Origin of the sequence: Streptomyces sp. 8L, from assembly GCF_020176795.1 — a bacterium.
Lineage (GTDB): Bacteria > Actinomycetota > Actinomycetes > Streptomycetales > Streptomycetaceae > Streptomyces.
This window is the reverse complement of the sequence record NZ_JAIUKE010000301.1, coordinates 1-15,698: the sequence shown is the minus strand read 5'-3', so window position 1 is coordinate 15,698 and position 15,698 is coordinate 1. Positions and strand designations below refer to the sequence as shown.

General features: G+C 73.9%; 11 protein-coding genes and 1 pseudogene. 6 read left to right on the top strand and 6 right to left on the bottom strand.

Annotated elements, in window-relative coordinates; genetic code table 11:
- The 3 genes from LCE31_RS23780 to LCE31_RS23770 form a co-directional block, all read left to right on the top strand.
- A partial coding sequence (locus tag LCE31_RS23780) for an FUSC family protein (protein WP_308042298.1) occupies window positions 1–2,890 on the top strand: 2,890 nt, incomplete at its 5' end.
- 181 nt (window positions 2,891–3,071) lie between these two features.
- Window positions 3,072–3,722: a DsbA family oxidoreductase gene (locus LCE31_RS23775; protein ID WP_225017401.1), complete on the top strand. Its 651-nt coding sequence runs from the start codon at window positions 3,072–3,074 to the stop codon at window positions 3,720–3,722.
- Window positions 3,723–3,807: 85 nt separating this feature from the next.
- Entirely contained in the window at window positions 3,808–4,866 is a 1,059-nt protein-coding gene (locus tag LCE31_RS23770; protein ID WP_225017399.1) for an aminotransferase class V-fold PLP-dependent enzyme, read from the top strand.
- 203 nt (window positions 4,867–5,069) lie between these two features.
- Here LCE31_RS23770 and thpD read toward each other — a convergent pair whose 3' ends face one another.
- The 5 genes from thpD to LCE31_RS23745 all read right to left on the bottom strand — a co-directional run bounded on the left by thpD (window position 5,070) and on the right by LCE31_RS23745 (window position 10,781).
- A complete protein-coding gene (thpD, locus tag LCE31_RS23765; RefSeq protein ID WP_225017397.1) occupies window positions 5,070–5,969 on the bottom strand; it encodes an ectoine hydroxylase in 900 nt (299 codons plus the stop codon).
- Window positions 5,970–6,058: 89 nt separating this feature from the next.
- Window positions 6,059–6,454 carry an ectoine synthase gene (locus LCE31_RS23760; protein WP_225017395.1) on the bottom strand — a complete coding sequence of 132 codons (396 nt, stop codon included), beginning with the start codon at window positions 6,452–6,454 and terminating at the stop codon, window positions 6,059–6,061.
- Window positions 6,455–6,792: 338 nt separating this feature from the next.
- Window positions 6,793–8,082: a diaminobutyrate--2-oxoglutarate transaminase gene (gene ectB / locus LCE31_RS23755; protein ID WP_225017393.1), complete on the bottom strand. Its 1,290-nt coding sequence runs from the start codon at window positions 8,080–8,082 to the stop codon at window positions 6,793–6,795.
- A 197-nt stretch (window positions 8,083–8,279) separates the two neighbouring features.
- Window positions 8,280–8,849 carry a diaminobutyrate acetyltransferase gene (gene ectA / locus LCE31_RS23750; protein ID WP_225017392.1) on the bottom strand — a complete coding sequence of 190 codons (570 nt, stop codon included), beginning with the start codon at window positions 8,847–8,849 and terminating at the stop codon, window positions 8,280–8,282.
- A gap of 792 nt (window positions 8,850–9,641) precedes the next feature.
- Window positions 9,642–10,781: a pyridoxal-phosphate-dependent aminotransferase family protein gene (locus LCE31_RS23745; RefSeq protein ID WP_225017391.1), complete on the bottom strand. Its 1,140-nt coding sequence runs from the start codon at window positions 10,779–10,781 to the stop codon at window positions 9,642–9,644.
- A 124-nt stretch (window positions 10,782–10,905) separates the two neighbouring features.
- Here LCE31_RS23745 and LCE31_RS23740 point away from each other — a divergent pair, with 124 nt between their 5' ends.
- Complete coding sequence (locus LCE31_RS23740) at window positions 10,906–12,006, top strand: amidohydrolase family protein (RefSeq protein ID WP_225017390.1); 1,101 nt, start codon at window positions 10,906–10,908, stop codon at window positions 12,004–12,006.
- A 355-nt stretch (window positions 12,007–12,361) separates the two neighbouring features.
- Window positions 12,362–13,357, top strand: coding sequence for an SCO1860 family LAETG-anchored protein (locus LCE31_RS23735; RefSeq protein WP_225017389.1), 996 nt, complete (start codon window positions 12,362–12,364; stop codon window positions 13,355–13,357).
- 233 nt (window positions 13,358–13,590) lie between these two features.
- Here LCE31_RS23735 and cobC read toward each other — a convergent pair whose 3' ends face one another.
- Window positions 13,591–15,168 carry an Rv2231c family pyridoxal phosphate-dependent protein CobC gene (gene cobC / locus LCE31_RS23730; RefSeq protein WP_374118536.1) on the bottom strand — a complete coding sequence of 526 codons (1,578 nt, stop codon included), beginning with the start codon at window positions 15,166–15,168 and terminating at the stop codon, window positions 13,591–13,593.
- Between the two features lie 161 nt (window positions 15,169–15,329).
- Here cobC and LCE31_RS23725 point away from each other — a divergent pair.
- A pseudogene (locus LCE31_RS23725) lies at window positions 15,330–15,698 on the top strand (permease); the annotation flags it as partial.

Here is a 15,698-nt window from a genome sequence, read left to right as displayed (position 1 = left end):
CGACACCCCCGTCACCGACCACCACCCCCTGCCCGTGGCGCCCCGCCGAGTCGGCGGCCCCCGGCGCTGGTGGGACTGGGTGCTCGCGGCCGACCCCGGCCTCGGACAGCTCCAGGCCGGCTGGCGGTCCGTCATATCCATGATCGCCGCGCTCGCCGTCGGCTACGGCATGTCCGTCGCCCTCGGCCTGCCCGCGATGCTCGGCATGACCGTCGGCGGCATGATGGGCCTGATGAGCGCCTTCGCGGTCGCCGAGAACACGGCACCGCGCCTCGCCCGCGCCATCCTGTGGATGCCGATCCCGTTCTCCGCGGTGCTGCCGCTCGCCGCCGAGCTGCACGACAACCGCCCGCTCGAACTCAGCCTGATGGGCTTCGGCCTCGCGCTCACGTTCTTCCTCGCGCGCTTCGGCACGATGTACCTGCTCACGGGCATGATGCTGTTCAACTCGTTCATGGTCGGCATGATGGCCGGCATCCCGTTGAACCTCTGCTTCAAGGCCTTCCTCGTCGCCCTCGTCTCCTGCGCGGGCATCCTCGTCGCACGGCTGCTGTTCTGCTACCCGATGCCCCGCGAGGACCTGCTGCGCACCCAGCGCGCGTTCGTCGTGGAGGCCCGCCGGGTCGCCGACGCGGCCGTCGCCGCGCTCGACCCCGACGCCGACCACGACACCGCCGTCAAGAAGATGCGCCGCAGCATGCGCCGCCTCAACATGACCACGGTCATCATCGACGGCCGGCTCGCCCAGCCCGAGGTCGCCGCCGACCCGGACACCGCCGAGCTCCTGCACCGCCACCTCTTCGACGCGGAACTCGCCCTCCAGGGCATCGGCCAGGCCGTCCAGCGGCTCACCCGCCTCAAGATGACGCCGTCCCTGCGCGAGACCGTCGTCGTCGGCCTGGTCATCGCCCGCGGCACCCCGCTCGGCCGGGCCGGCGCGCTGCGGCCCGCGGCCCAGCTCATCCAGCAGGAAGCCGCCTCCGTCGCCGCTGCGGGGTCCGAACTCACCACCGACGAGGCCGAGGCCGCCGCCCTCGCCGAGCGGGTCGGGCAGCTCCTCGACTCCCTCGCCGACTCGCTCGCCCACTGGCTCGCCCTCGGCTGGGACGCGCCGACCGCACGGGCCAAGGTCCCCTTCCAGCAGACCATCGCGCTGGAGCAGAACCGGCCGGCCGGCACCGGCGCCGTCGCCCGTCGCCTCTCCGCCGCGCAGAACGTCGGGGGCTGGCGGCGCGTCGTGCCGTACCTGCGCCTTCCGCTGCACGCGGGCGTCGCCGTCGCGATCGTCGCGCCGATCTCCGACGCCATCGACCCCAGCCGCTTCTACTGGGGCCTCGTCGGCGTGATGATCACGCTGTTCGGTACGAACACCACCCACGACCGCCTCCGCAAGTTCGGCCACCGCATGGCCGGCACGGTCGTCGGCGCGGTCATCGGCATCCTGTTCCTCCACCTCATCGGCCCCGGCCACGTGTACCCGACCCTCGCGGTCATCGTCGCCGGTCTGTCGCTGGGCGCCTGGGGCATGCAGCGCGCGTACGCGTTCTGGGTCGTCGGGCTCGTCACGGCGCTGGTCCAGATGTACGGGCTGACAACGCCCTACAGCGGCATGGACCACCTCCTCGCCGAGCGGCTCCTCGACAACGCCATCGGCATCGCCGTCGCCACCGTCTGCGCCGCGCTGATCTTCCCCGTCTCCAACGGCCGCCTCATCAAGGAGGCCGAGCGCGGCTACGCCGCCGCCATCGGGCAGCTGATCTCGCAGATCACCGACCGCTGGAAGGACCCGGAGGCGCCGGTCAGGCTGCGGGGCGCCGCGCGCGGCGTGGACGCGGCGATGTTCCAGGTCCAGGGCGTCGCCCGGCCGCTGATCAAGATGCCCGTCGGGGTACGGGGCGCCGCGGGCGCCAACCGGCTGGCCCTGCTCACCAACGCGACCGGCCACGCCCGCGCGCTCGCCGCGGCGGCCGACATCGACATCGACCTGGCGCCGCACCTCGCGGCCCGGATCGAGCACCTCACTCAGACCTTCGGCGAGTCGCTCGCCGCCCTCGACCGGCGCCTCGCCACCGGGGAGCCCGAGGGCGACTGGCTCAGGATCGGCCCGCTGGTCTGCGAACTGCAATCGGCGCTCGGCGCATCGTCGGGTCCGCGCGCGGACCGGCTGGACGCCGCGCTGCGTGAACTGGGCGCGCTGGACGAGGCCCTGGCCGGGTACGCGGAGGCGCGCGGCATGCGGGTCGCGACCGCGACCGCCTACGGCCGGGGCTCGGGCGAGGCCGCCGCACCCGCCCGGCGGGGCACGCCGTCCTGGGCGGTGCCCGCGGCCGAGGACACACCGCGCGACCGGCAGGCGGCGGGGACCGCGGGCGTCCCGCGGGCAGCTCAGGCGCCCTCCGCGCCGGAGGCCCGGCAGGCCCCGCGGACACCGGCGCCCGCGCACGGCACGGGCGCCGCGCAGGCGCTGTCGGCCTCGCAGGCCCGGCAGATCTCGCAGAACCTGTCGGCTTCGGGGGCCCAGGGCGCCGGAGGCCAGGCCCACGGCCGGCACGCGGCACCTTCGGGCGCCGTGCCCGCACCCCGTACGGCACCGCGGTCGTCCGACGCGTACCCCGCCACCGGCCGGGTCACCGTCACCGGCCTGCTGCGCTGTGCGGACCACCCCGATGGGTGCGACGCCTGGATCACGGTCGTCAGCGACCGCGGCAAGCGCCGGGCCGGTGTCCGCGCCGTGGGCGGCCGCTACCGGGTCACCGGCCTTGAGCCCGGCCGCTACACGCTCATCGCGGCGGGCGCCGCGCACCCGCCGCGCGCCGAGTACCTGTCGGTGCTCCAGCAGGACGGCGAACTGCGCCACGACATCGAGCTGGACGCGCAGCCCCGCGCCTGACCCGCCGCGCGCGGCCGTGCGAGCGGCCCGCCGTCCGGCACCGGCCGGCCCCCCCCCGGGGCCGGCCGGGAATGGACGGGCCGTGCCGGGCGTTCGGTCCACGGTGGGCGCTTCCGGGGCGTGTCCGCCATGGGCCGCCCCTCCCGCCCGGCGAACCGAGAGAATCGGAGAACGGACAGCCATGCGCGTCGAGATATGGAGCGACATCGCCTGCCCCTGGTGCTACATCGGCAAGGCCCGCTTCGAGCAGGGCCTCGCGGCGTTCCCGCACCGGGACGAGGTGGAGGTCGTGCACCGCTCCTTCGAGCTCGACCCGAAGGCGGCCCCGGCGAGCGGTGAGACCGTGGTGGACATGCTGGCCGCGAAGTACGGGCGCACGCGCGAGGAGGCCGCCGAGATGGAGGAGCACGTGGCGTCCAACGCCCGCTCCGAGGGCCTGGGTTACCTCACCGAGGGCCGCGACCACGGCAACACCTTCGACATCCACCGCCTCCTGCACCTCGCCAAGGCGCGGGGGCGCCACAGCGAGCTGCTTGACCTCGCCTACCGCGCGAACTTCGCCGAGGAGCGGTCCGTCTACGCGCCCGACACCCTCGTCGCGCTCGGCGTCGAGGCGGGCCTCGACGAGGAAGAGGTCAGGGGCGTGCTCGCGGACCCGTCCGCGTACGCCGACGACGTACGGGCGGACGAGCGCGAGGCGGCGCGGCTCGGCGCAGGCGGTGTGCCGTTCTTCGTGCTCGACCGGCGCTACGGAGTGTCGGGCGGCCAGCCCGCCGAGCTGTTCACCCAGGCGCTCCAGCAGGCGTGGGAGACGCGCGGCGCCACGGTCTGACGCCCGTCCCCGGCGGCCGCGCGGGCGGGCCCGGGGTTCCGGGCCCGATTGACGGAGGGCGCGGGCCGTCCCAAGCTGACTGCCCATGGACCTCTCGCAACGGCTGGGCGGCGCGGAGTTCGCGCCCGACACGGCGTATCTGAACACCTCGAACTGCGGCCTGCTGCCGCGCAGGGCGGTGGCCGCCGTGCAGGAGCTGGCCGCGGCCAACGCGACGGGCCGGCGCGGCGGCGGCGCCGGGAGCTTCGAGTCCGTGGAGGCGGCCCGCGCCTCGTTCGCCCGGCTCACGGGGGTGGCCGCCGACCGGGTCGCGGTCGGCAACGCCGTGTGCGTACATGTCGCGCTGATCGCGGGTTCGGTGCCGGCGGGAGGCGAAGTCCTGGTGCCCGAGGGGGATTTCAGCTCGCTCGTCACGCCCTTCGCGGTACGCGGGCTGGCCGTGCGGCAGGTGCCGCTCGACCGGCTCGCCCAGTCGCTCGACGCCCGTACGGCGCTCGTCGCGCTCTCCGCCGTCCAGTCGGCGGACGGCAGGCTCGCCGACCTGGCCGCCGTCCGGGAGGCGGCGCTCGCGTACGGCGCCCGTACGCTGCTGGACACGACGCAGGCGGCCGGCTGGCTGCCCGTCGCGGCGGGGGACTGGGACTACACCGTGACCGGCGGCTACAAGTTCCTGTGCTCCCCGCGCGGCACCTCGTTCCTCACGGTCACGGAGCAGGCCCAGGAGACACTGGTGCCGCTGCACGCGGGATGGGTCTCGGGCGCCGACCCGTGGCAGTCGACCTACGGCCCTGTCGCCGACTTCGCCGACTCGGCCCGCCGCTTCGACGAGAGCGTCTCCTTCCTCGCCTACCACGGCGCCGAGCAGTCCCTCGCGCTGCTCGAGGAGATCGGCACCGACGCGGTCCACACTCATGTGACGGCGCTGGCACGGCGGTTCAGGCGCGGCATGGCCGACGCGGGGCACGATGTCGTCCCGGCGGGCGACTCGCCGGTCGTGGGCGCACCGGGTCTCGGCGGCCGGCAGGAAGCCCTGCACGCGGCGGGCGTGGACGCGTCGGTCCGCGCGGGCAACCTGCGCATGTCGTTCCACCTCTACAACACGCAGGCCGACGCCGACCGGGCGCTGGAGGCGCTCGCGGCCTGACCCGGGCGCGGGACGCGGCGAGGAGTGCGGGAAACGCGACGAGGGGCGCGGGACGCGACGACGGGTGCCGGACGCGACGAAGGGCGCTGGGCGCGGCAACGGGTGCTGGGCGCGGCGAGGGTGCGGAAACGCGGCGACGGGTGCGGGGACGGCGGATAATCTCCGCCGCCCCCGCACCCGTCATGCCCCTGCGGGAGGGACCGTCAGCGCACCGGGGTGAAGTCCCGCGAGCCGATGAAGTCCGGGCGCGGAACCGGCGCGGCGAACGGCTCCACCGCGCTGTTCTCCACGCTGTTGAACACGATGAACACGTTGCTGCGGGCGTACGGCGTGATGTTGTCGCCCGAGCCGTGCATGCAGTTGCAGTCGAACCAGGTCGCCGAGCCGGCCCTGCCGGTGAACAGCTTGATGCCGTGCGCGTCCGCCATGGTCGTCAGCGCCTCGTCCGACGGGGTGCCCGCGTCCTGCATCTGGAGCGACTTCTTGTAGTTGTCCTTCGGCGTCTCGCCCGCGCAGCCGAGGAACGTCTTGTGCGAACCGGGCATGATCATCAGCCCGCCGTTCGTGTCGTAGTTCTCGGTCAGCGCGATCGAGACCGAGACGGCCCGCATGTTCGGCATGCCGTCCTCGGCGTGCCAGGTCTCGAAGTCCGAGTGCCAGTAGAAGCCGGAGGCGCCGAAGCCGGGCTTCAGGTTGATCCGCGTCTGGTGCACGTACACCTCGGACCCGAGGATCTGCCGGGCGATCCCGGCGACCCGTTCGTCCCGTACGAGGGAGGCGAAGACCTCGCTGATCTTGTGGATCTCGAAGACCGACCGGATCTCCTGCGTCTTCGGCTCCACGATGGAGCGCTCGTCGGCCCGGATCTTCGGGTCGGTGATCAGGCGCTGGGTCTCCGTACGGAAGCGGGCCACGTCGTCCGGCCCGACCAGCTGGTCGATCGAGAGGAAGCCGTCGCGTTCGAAGGCGCCGAGGTCCGCGGGCTGGATCGGCCCGGGAGCGTCGGGCGCGGACCAGACGACCGGGTCCTGCCGCGGGGTGGTCACTTCGGCGGCGCCGCGGGTCGGGTAGAGGTCCTTGGGACGGGCTGGGGCGGTGGTCATGAGGGTCCTTCCTTGCTGTTCCCGGTGCGGTACCGGTTCTCTCTGTGTCTCAAACGGTCCTTCTGTGTGCCGGGAGACCGGGCCGTGGCTCAGTCCTCGGTCAGCAGCGGGTAGACACCGTTCTCGTCGTGCTCCTCCCGGCCGGTCACCGGCGGGTTGAACACGCAGATGACGCGGAAGTCCGACTTGGGCCGCACGGTGTGGTGCTCATGGCCGTTGAGCAGGTACATCGTGCCGGGCGTGATGTCGTGGACCTCGCCGGTCTCGTCGTTCGTGACCTGCGCCTCGCCCTCGACGCACAGCACGGCCTCGATGTGGTTGGCGTACCACATCGACGTCTCCGTGCCCGCGTACATGATGGTCTCGTGCAGGGAGAAGCCGACCTTCTCCTTGGCCACGACGATCCGCTTGCTCTCCCACGTGCCCGACGCGGCCTTCACGTGGCGGTCGGTGTTCTCGATGTCCTTGAACGATCGGACGATCACGGTGCTTTCTTGCCTCTCTGTGGACGGGATATGTGTACGGGATCTGTGTACGGGACATGCAACTCCCGGGACGGCGGGGCGCCCCGGGACGTGGGGGGGGGGGCGGCCCCCCCCCGGGGGGGCCGCGGCCCCCCCCCCCCCCCCCCCCCCGCGCCCGCGCGGCCACGCCCGGCGCAGGGGGGCCCCGCGCCCCCCGACCCCGCGGGGGCGGGGGGGCCCCCGGGGGGGGGGCCCCCCCCCGGGCGGGGGGGGGGGCCCCCCCGCCGGACGTGCCGCTTCCGGGGCGGAACGCCGGACGTGCGGCTTCCGGGAGGGCCGCGGGAGCGGCCGGGGGCGGCTCAGACCGCCGCGGCCGGGACCGGGGCGGTGTCCCGTACGGCCCGCTCCAGGGTCCGCAGCCCCTCGTCCAGCTCCTCCGGCGTGATGGTCAGCGGCGGAAGCAGCTTCACGACCTCGCTCTCCGGACCCGACGTCTCCAGCAGCAGCCCCAGCTCGAACGCGCGCCGGCACACGGCACCCGCCCGCGGCTTGTCCTTGAACTCCATGCCCCAGACGAGGCCGCGGCCCCGGAACTCCGCGTCGCCGCCCGCGCTCTCCGCGCAGATCCCGGCCAGCGCCTGCTCCACCTGCTCGCCGCGTGCGATGGTCTGCTTCTCCATCTGCCCGTCGGCCCAGTACGTGTTGAGCGCGGCGGCGGCCGTCACGAACGCCGGGTTGTTGCCGCGGAACGTGCCGTTGTGCTCCCCGGGCTCCCACACGTCCAGCTCCGGCCGGAACAGGCAGAGCGACATCGGCAGGCCGTAGCCGCTGATGGACTTGGACACCGTCACGATGTCCGGCACGATCCCGGCCTCCTCGAAGGAGAAGAACGGGCCCGTGCGGCCGCAGCCCATCTGGATGTCGTCGACGATGAGCAGCATGTCGTGGCGGTGGCACAGGTCGGACAGCGCGCGCAGCCACTCGGGGCGCGCCACGTTGATGCCGCCCTCGCCCTGCACCGTCTCGACGATCACGGCGGCGGGCTTGTTCAGGCCGGAGCCGCGGTCGAGCAGCAGCCGCTCGAACCAGAGGAAGTCCGGCACCTGGTCGTCCAGGTAGTGGTCGAACGGCATCGGCGTGCCGTGGACCAGCGGGATGCCGGCGCCGGCGCGCTTGAAGGCGTTGCCGGTGACGGCGAGCGAGCCGAGCGACATGCCGTGGAACGCGTTGGTGAAGGAGACCACCGACTCGCGGTCCTTCACCTTGCGGGCCAGCTTCAGCGCGGACTCGACGGCGTTGGTGCCGGTCGGGCCCGGGAACATGACCTTGTACGGCAGGTCGCGCGGGCGCAGGATCACGTTCTGGAACGACTCCAGGAACGCCCGCTTCGCGGTGGTGGCCATGTCGAGGCCGTGGGTGATGCCGTCACGCTCGATGTAGTCGATGAGGGCACGTTTCAGCACGGCGTTGTTGTGGCCGTAGTTGAGTGAGCCGGCGCCGGCGAAGAAGTCGAGGTACGTGTGGCCGTCCTCGTCGGTCAGACGGCTGCCCTGCGCGCGGTCGAAGACGGCAGGCCAGCCGCGGCAGTAGCTGCGCACCTCGGACTCGATGGTCTCGAAGACGCTCAGGGCGGGCGGGGTGATGGTCACGGCGGTCTCCTGCGGTGCAGAGAACGGAGGCTTCTTGTGGGGGAGCGAGGACGTCTGGGGGGAACCGCGTCGGTCGAGCGGATCGTGGATCTCGCGGAACCCGTGGCGGGTGGGATCGGATCGGCGCCGGTGCCGCACGGACCGAGGCGCGCCGGTGTCAGCGGCGCTGCCGGGAGGGTGCGGGTCGGCCGGAGGTCTCAGCCCGAGGTCAGCGGGCCGATGCGGTAGAGGACCTCGGGGGCGTGCGCGACGTCCCCGTGCGCGGGGAACAGCTCGCCGTCGAAGAGGACCTCGCGGTCCAGTGCGGCGCCCCGACGGGCGGCGTACGCGGTGAACATGTGGTCCGAGGCGGTGTTGTCGGGGGTCACGGTCGTCTCGACCCGGGTGATCCCGAGGCCGCTGGTGACCCGGTCGGTGAGCGCGTCGAGGAGAGCGCCCGCGATGCCCTTTCCGCGGTACGCGTCGTCCACGGCGACCTGCCAGACGACGAGTGCGTCGGGGCGCTGCGGCCTGACGTAGCCGGTCACGAAACCTATCGGCTCGCCGGCCGCGTTCCGCGCGACGACGGATGTGGCGGCGAAGTCCCGGCACCACAGCAGGTAGCTGTACGAGGAGTTGAGGTCGAGTACCTCGGAGTCACGGGCGATGCGCCAGATCGCGGCTCCATCCTCGACTCGTGGGGTGTCGATCACGAAAGATCCCGGAGAACCCGAGGAGGAGTTGAATTCGCCTGTGGCCCCTGCAAGGTCTGCTTGTGCGGCGGTCATACGGATTGAATTTACCGAGTAATTCCGAAAGATGCATCTGGGCTAGGGGTTGGGCGAAACGCGTTCTTGTGTTATCACGCGGGCGCGGACCCAAACAGCCCCTACGGTGAAACGCCCGATTTTGTGCCGGATTTATCGGTCAAATCGGCGTCCGCTGTGGACTCGGTCACAACTGGATGACGAGCGTAAATGTGTCCGAATTACGCTGAACATCCTGTCGAAATCTAGGCGTTTAGCCAAGAGGAAAGCGGGCAGAAGCATAGCGGGTAGCTGCTCGCAAAAGAGCGGGAATTCTGATTCTCAACTTAACATATTCTTGGTGCCGCGTGAGAGGGGAATTCTGCGCGGAAACCACAGAAACATCATGAGGCGTCACGAAGCGTCAGGACGCGCCAGTGGTACGCCGGAGCTTTGGCGGAAAGCCGCCACGGGAATCGGCCGCCGGGGCCGCGGGGCGGCGCACGACGGGGACGCACGCACAGGTGCGGACTCGCTGTCCAAGGGGTTGCGCCGAGGGACGGTACAGGGGTTGCGCCGAGGGGCGGTACGGGGACACGCGCGGTGGTGCCCAGCGTGCGCCCGGCTGTCCGCGGCTGCCGGGGCCCCCCCCGGGGGCGCCGGCGGGGGGGGCGCGGGGGGGGGGGGGGGCGGGCCCCCCCCCCGCCCCCGCCCCCCCCCCGGCCGCCGGGGGCCCCCGCCCCCCCCCCGGGGCCCCCCGGGCCCCCGGGGGGGGCCGGGGGGGGGGGCCCCCCGCGGGGCCCCCCGGGGGGGCCCGCCGCGGTTACGGAGGTCTCAGGCCCACGCCTCCGCCACGGCACGCGCCGCGGCCTCCGTGTCCACCGGCACCGCCCCGGTGCCCGCCGTGACCGCCAGCGCGTCCCCGAGCGCCCGCAGCGAACGGGTCACCGCGCTCGCCGTGGCGTGCGGCCCGTAGTGGTTGACCCGGATCATCTCGGCCGCCAGCGCTCCGCCGCCCGCGATCAGCGGCAGCTCCGGGTCGGCCGCCAGCGCCTTCGCCACCAGCGCGGACGCGTCCACCCCCGCCGGGGCGCGCAGAGTCGTGGCCACCGGCGCTGCGGCCGAGGCCTCGTGCACGTACGGGGTGAGCCCGCCGCCCAGCGCCAGAGCGCCCGCGCGCGCCGCTGCCGCCGCCCGGGCGTGCCGGGACTGCACCGCGGCCAGGCCCGTCTCCTCGATCCGGGCCAGGCAGGCGTCGAGGGCCGCCATCTCCAGCTGCGCGGGCGCGTGCGGGAGGGCGCGCCTCCCCGTGTCGATCCAGCGCTCCTTCCAGTCGAGCAGCGAGAGGTACGAGCGGCGGGGCGCCCGCGGATTGCCGGCCAGCCTGGCCCAGGCGCGCTCGCTCACCGACACGGCCGAGACGCCGGCGGGACCGCCCATCGCCTTCTGCGCGCCGATCACGCACAGGTCCACGCCCCACGCGTCGGGCAGCAGCGGCTCCGCCGCGACCGACGCCACCGCGTCCAGCATCAGCAGCGCTCCGTGCGCGCGTACGACCTCGCCGATCTCACCGACCGGGTTGGTGTTGCCGGTGGCCGCCTCGGCGTGCACCAGCGACACGAAGTCCGTCTCCGGGTGCTCCGCGAGCGCGCGCTCCACCTGCTCCGCGCCCGCCGCGCCGGAGAACGGCACCTCAAGGTCGTGCACAATCGCGCCGCAGTCGCGCAGCCAGCCGCCGAAGGTCTGCCCGTAGGGTCCCGTGACCACGTTGAGCGCGGTGGAGCCGGGCCGCGCGGCGCCCTTCACGCACCCTTCGAGGGGCAACAGCGCCTCGCCCTGCATGATCACCACGTCGTTGCCGGTGTCCAGCAGCGCGGCCACCCGCCGCTCCACGGCGGCGAACTCGGCGGCGGTCGGCGGGGCCAGGTCCAACAGGGCGTCGTGCGGGGGCCTTGCGGGTGCGGGGTGTGTCACGGCTGGGCTTCTCTCCGGTTTCCGGGTGTCCTGGACGCGGCTGCCGAGACCGCCGCTGCCGGCGGCTGCGATCTTCTCGGAACTCCGCTCGAACGAGGGTCTCACGGCCTCGTACAGTGCTCCCATGAGCGATGCGACGACAGCGCCGGCACTGCACGTGAGGGGCCGGGTCCTCCTCGGCCCCGACGAGGCCGTGGACGAGCTGTGGGTGGTCGCGGGCAGGGTCACCTACGAGCGGCCCGCGGGCGTCCGCGACCTGCGCACCGTGACCGGCTGGGCGCTGCCGGGCCTGGTCGACGCCCACTGCCACGTCGGGCTCGACGCGCACGGCCCGGTGGACGAGGCGACCAGCGAGAAGCAGGCCGTCGGCGACCGGGACGCGGGCGCGCTGCTGCTGCGGGACGCGGGCTCGCCCTCCGACACCCGCTGGATCGACGACCGCGACGACCTGCCCAAGATCATCAGGGCAGGGCGGCACATCGCGCGGACCCGCCGCTACATCCGCAACTTCGCCCATGAGATCGAGCCGGAGGACCTGGTCGCCTACGTGGCGCGCGAGGCGCGGCGCGGCGACGGCTGGGTCAAGATCGTCGGTGACTGGATCGACCGCGGGACCGGGGACCTCGGCGCGTGCTGGCCCCGGGGCGCCGTCGAGGCGGCCATCGAGGAGGCGCACCGGCTGGGCGCCCGCGTCACCGCGCACTGCTTCGCCGAGGACTCGCTGCGCGACCTGGTGGAGGCGGGCATCGACTGCGTCGAGCACGCGACGGGGCTGACGGAGGACACCGTCCCGCTGTTCGCCGAGCGGGGCGTCGCCATCGTGCCGACGCTGGTCAACATCGCGACGTTCCCGCAGCTCGCCGCCGCGGGGTCGGCCAAGTTCCCGCGCTGGTCCGCGCACATGGAGCGGCTGCACGCGCGCCGCTACGACACCGTGCGCGCGGCGTACGACGCCGGCATCCCCGTCTACGCGGGCACGGACGCGGGCGGCTCGCTCGCCCACGGTCTGGTGGGCGCGGAGGTCGCGGAGCTGGTGACGGCGGGCATCCCGGTGCTGGACGCGCTCTCAGCGGCCACCTGGGGCGCCCGTCGCTGGCTCGGCCGCCCCGCGCTGGAGGAGGGCGCCCCCGCGGACCTCGTGGTCTACGAGGAGGACCCGCGCGCGGACGTACGCGTCCTCACGGCGCCGCACCGGGTGGTGCTCGCCGGTCACATCGTGGCGTGAGCGGTCGCGGGCGGTACGGGCCGCCGCGAGTGCCCGCCCCGCGGGGCGGTACGCGGCGCTCCGGTACCTGACATGACGGGTTGACAGGACGTGACGAGAGGCGACTCTCCTCGTTGGACATCATCACGTCCGTGACTCCCCACCACCCATGAGGGTGACTGCTGCGCGAGACGAGTGAACTCCCGTGCCTCAGGAATCGAATGGTGTCACGAAAACCCCACTTTCGAGTGAACTAGCGCTCCGTCCCCGCATGTTCACTCTCGGTGCGTAAAGATGCGGATGTCCCAGTCGCCACCGCGCCCTGTCCCCAGTCGGCCGGCCGGCGACACCAGGTCTATGTGGGGGTTTCACGATCTTGAACAGCAACACCTTTCGCCGCAAGCCCGTGCGCCGCTGTGCCGCGATCGCGGCGGCTGCGCTGGCGGTGGGCCCCGTGCTCCTCGCGGCGCCCGCCTCGGCCACCGGCGTCGAGGGCGGCGGCGGGGCGGCCCACGCGGCCGTACTGAAGGCGGGGCTCGACGTCTCGCTGCTCGACAAGAGCGTCGACGTGCCGCTCAACACCTCGCTCAACGAGGTGAGGGCGCCGCGGAGCGCGGACAAGAAGGCGCTGAGCCTGTCGGTGGACGGGGTCGACAAGGGCAGGCCGTTCAGCATGCTCAGCGCGGACGTCGCGGACGCGAGGGCGACCGTCCGGGGGAAGACGGCGGAGGGGTACGTGAACCTCGCCCACGCCAAGGTGCACGTGCCGGGGCTCCCGCTGCTCTCCCTGATCGAGATCCAGCAGGTCACCTCCAGGGCGACCTGCGAGGCGGGGAAGCGCCCCGTCGCGGTCTCGAACCTGCTGGGCGACGTCACGGTGCTCGGCAGGCGCGTCACGCTGTCGACGGCCGGCCCGACGCGGGTGAGCGTGCCCGGGGTGGGCGACGTGAGCCTCGAACTGTCCCACACCAGGACCACGTCCCGCACGGCCGCCGCGACGGCGCTCGCTCTGGACGTCTCCATCAACCCGCTGAAGCTGAACGTCGCGGACGTGAAGGGCTCGGTGCAGCTGGCGACGGCCGACTGCACGACGCCCGCACGGCCGGGCTCGGGCGGCGGCACGAGCCCCTCCAAGCCGTCAGAGCCCTCCAAGCCGTCAGAGCCCTCAAAGCCGACGAACCCGCCCGCCTCCCAGGCGCCGGACGTCAAGGCGCAGAGCGCGTCCAACCCCGAGCCGGTCTCCTCGGCGAAGGAGAAGCTCGCCGAGACGGGAGGCAGTTCGACCACGCCGTACATCGCGGGCGGCGCGGCGGTCCTGCTGGTGGCGGGCGCCGGCGCGGTCGTCCTGGCCAAGCGCCGCTCGTCGCACTGACGCACCGGGCCGGGAGCCTCGAAGCGTCGCGCTGACGCGCACCGGGCCGAGGCCCCGAAGGCTCTGACGCACCGGGCCGAGGCCCCGGCGGCGGAGGGTGCCCGGCGCGCGGGCCCCCGGGGCCCCGGGCCCCCCCCCCCCCCCCCCCCCGGGGGGCGCCCCCCCCCCGAGCCCAGCCCACCGGTGCCCGCGACAGCGACGCGGCCAGCCCTGCGCGCGCGAGCGCCGCAGCGCTACGCCGCCCTCGCCGTGCCCGTCAGGGCCAGGTCGAGGGCCTGGAGGAAGCGGTTCGTCGTCGCCCGGTCGCGTACCGCGAGGCGCAGCCACTCGCCGTCCAGGCCGGGGAACGTGTCGCCCCTGCGCACCGCGAAGCCGTACGTCCGCAACCGGGCCCGCACCGCGTCCGCCCGGGCCGTGCGCACCAGGACGAACGGGCCCTGCGCCGCGTGCACGGCCTCGACCTCCTCGAATTCGGCGAGCCCCGCCAGCAGGTGGGCCCGCTCGGCGCACATCACCCGCGCCGCCGCGTCCGCCTCCGCGAGCGCGTCCGGCGCCATGCACGCCTCCGCCGCCGCCAGCGCGGGCGTGGACACCGGCCACAGCGGCTGCGCCCGCTCCAATTCCGTGATCACCTGCGGCTCGGCGAGCACATAGCCGATGCGCAGCCCCGCGAGCCCCCAGGTCTTCGTCAGGCTCCGCAGCACCACGAGCCCCGGCACATCGGTGTCGCCCGCCAGCGACTCCAGCTCGCCCGGCACCGCGTCCATGAACGCCTCGTCCACCACCAGCACCCGGCCGGGCCGCGCCAGCGACGCCAGCGTGTCCGCGGGGTGCAGCACCGAGGTGGGGTTCGTCGGATTCCCGACGACCACCAGATCCGCGTCGTCGGGCACCTCGCCCGGATCGAGCCGGAAGCCGTCCTCCCGGCGCAGCAGCACCCGCCGCACCTCGTACCCCGCGTCCCGCAGGGCGGCCTCGGGCTCCGTGAACTGCGGGTGCACCACCACCGGCCGGTGCACTCGAAGCGCCCGCGCCAGCAGGACGAACGCCTCGGCCGCGCCCGCCGTCAGCAGGACCCGCTCCACCGGCAGACCGTGCCGTGCCGCGACGGCCGCGCGCGCCCTGCGGCCGTCGGGATACGCCGCGAGGCCCGTCAGCGAGTCGGCGATGCGGTCCCGCAGCCACCCGGGCGGCGTCCCGCCCCGCACGTTGACCGCCAGGTCGACCAGATCGCCCGGCCCCTCCCGTACCTCGGCGTCGCCGTGGTGGCGCAGATCGTGGGTGCCCGCGGCACCGTGGGGATCGGCGGACTGCTCGGCCGTGCGTCTCACGGCGCTCCCTCCGTACGCGCCCTGTGGGGAGGGCACGTCAGCATCCGGTTCAGCGTGTCCGAGCTGTCTACCCTCCGCACAGACGTTCTGTCCACGGGATGCACACGAACCGTCACCCGGGAGGGGAAGCGCGTCCCCGCCGCCCGGTCGCGCACCGCGCGGTCCCTTGCGCGCGACCGCGCACGTCGCCGTGGCCGCCGCGCCCTTCCGCTTCGCCACCAGCAGCCGCCCGCCGCCCGCGAGAGCCGCCGCCTCCGCGACCGATCCCGTCCCGGCTGCCGCCCGTACACCGTCCGCCGGGTTCGGCACGGGCACCGCGTCGAGCACCTCGGCGGGCCAGCCGCGCAGCGGAACGCCGAGGCGTGCCGCCGCGGCCACGAGACCGGGCTCGGCGGCCCGCGTGTCGAGGGTCGCGAGCTCCGCCACGGCGGCGGGCCGCAGCTCCGCCGCCAGCAGCACGTCCGCCACCAGCGCGATCACGTCGTCCGCCGGCACGCCGGGACGTACGCCGATACCGACCGTCAGGTCGGGCGGTCCGAAAGGGGCGCCAAACGTGAAGTTGGTCACGACAGGCCCCGATCCGGGCCTCCGGGCGCCCCCGGATGTGCGCGGACCGGCAATGATCGGCTATGCAGGGGCTCATGGCGGTGTTCGTCGCGCTCGGCGCGTTCCTGATGACGCTGTTCGGCGGCTGGACGGCGCAACGCGTCACCGACCGCCGGCACCTCGTGCTCGGCCTCGCCGGTGGGCTCATGCTCGGCGTCGTCGGCCTCGATCTGCTGCCCGAGGCGGTCTCCGCCGCGGGCAACGAAGTGCTGGGCGTTCCGCAGGCGCTGCTGCTGTTCGTCGGCGGCTTCCTCGTCGCCCATCTGGTCGAACGCCTCCTCGCGACCCGGCAGAGCTCGCACGGCGGTGACGATCTGGACGCCGCCGAGGCTGCGGCACCGGGCCCGTCCCCCGCGACCGCGTCCGGGGCCACCGCCGGCCACCCGCACACCCACGCCCACGCC

Bases quoted from the DNA above. Each gene is read 5' to 3' on its own strand.
- thpD (WP_225017397.1), bottom strand. From the start codon at position 5,969: ATGACCACCGCCCCAGCCCGTCCCAAGGACCTCTACCCGACCCGCGGC.
- LCE31_RS23770 (WP_225017399.1), top strand. From the start codon at position 3,808: ATGGACCTCTCGCAACGGCTGGGCGGCGCGGAGTTCGCGCCCGACACG.
- LCE31_RS23740 (WP_225017390.1), top strand. From the start codon at position 10,906: ATGAGCGATGCGACGACAGCGCCGGCACTGCACGTGAGGGGCCGGGTC.
- ectA (WP_225017392.1), bottom strand. From the start codon at position 8,849: ATGACCGCCGCACAAGCAGACCTTGCAGGGGCCACAGGCGAATTCAAC.
- LCE31_RS23775 (WP_225017401.1), top strand. From the start codon at position 3,072: ATGCGCGTCGAGATATGGAGCGACATCGCCTGCCCCTGGTGCTACATC.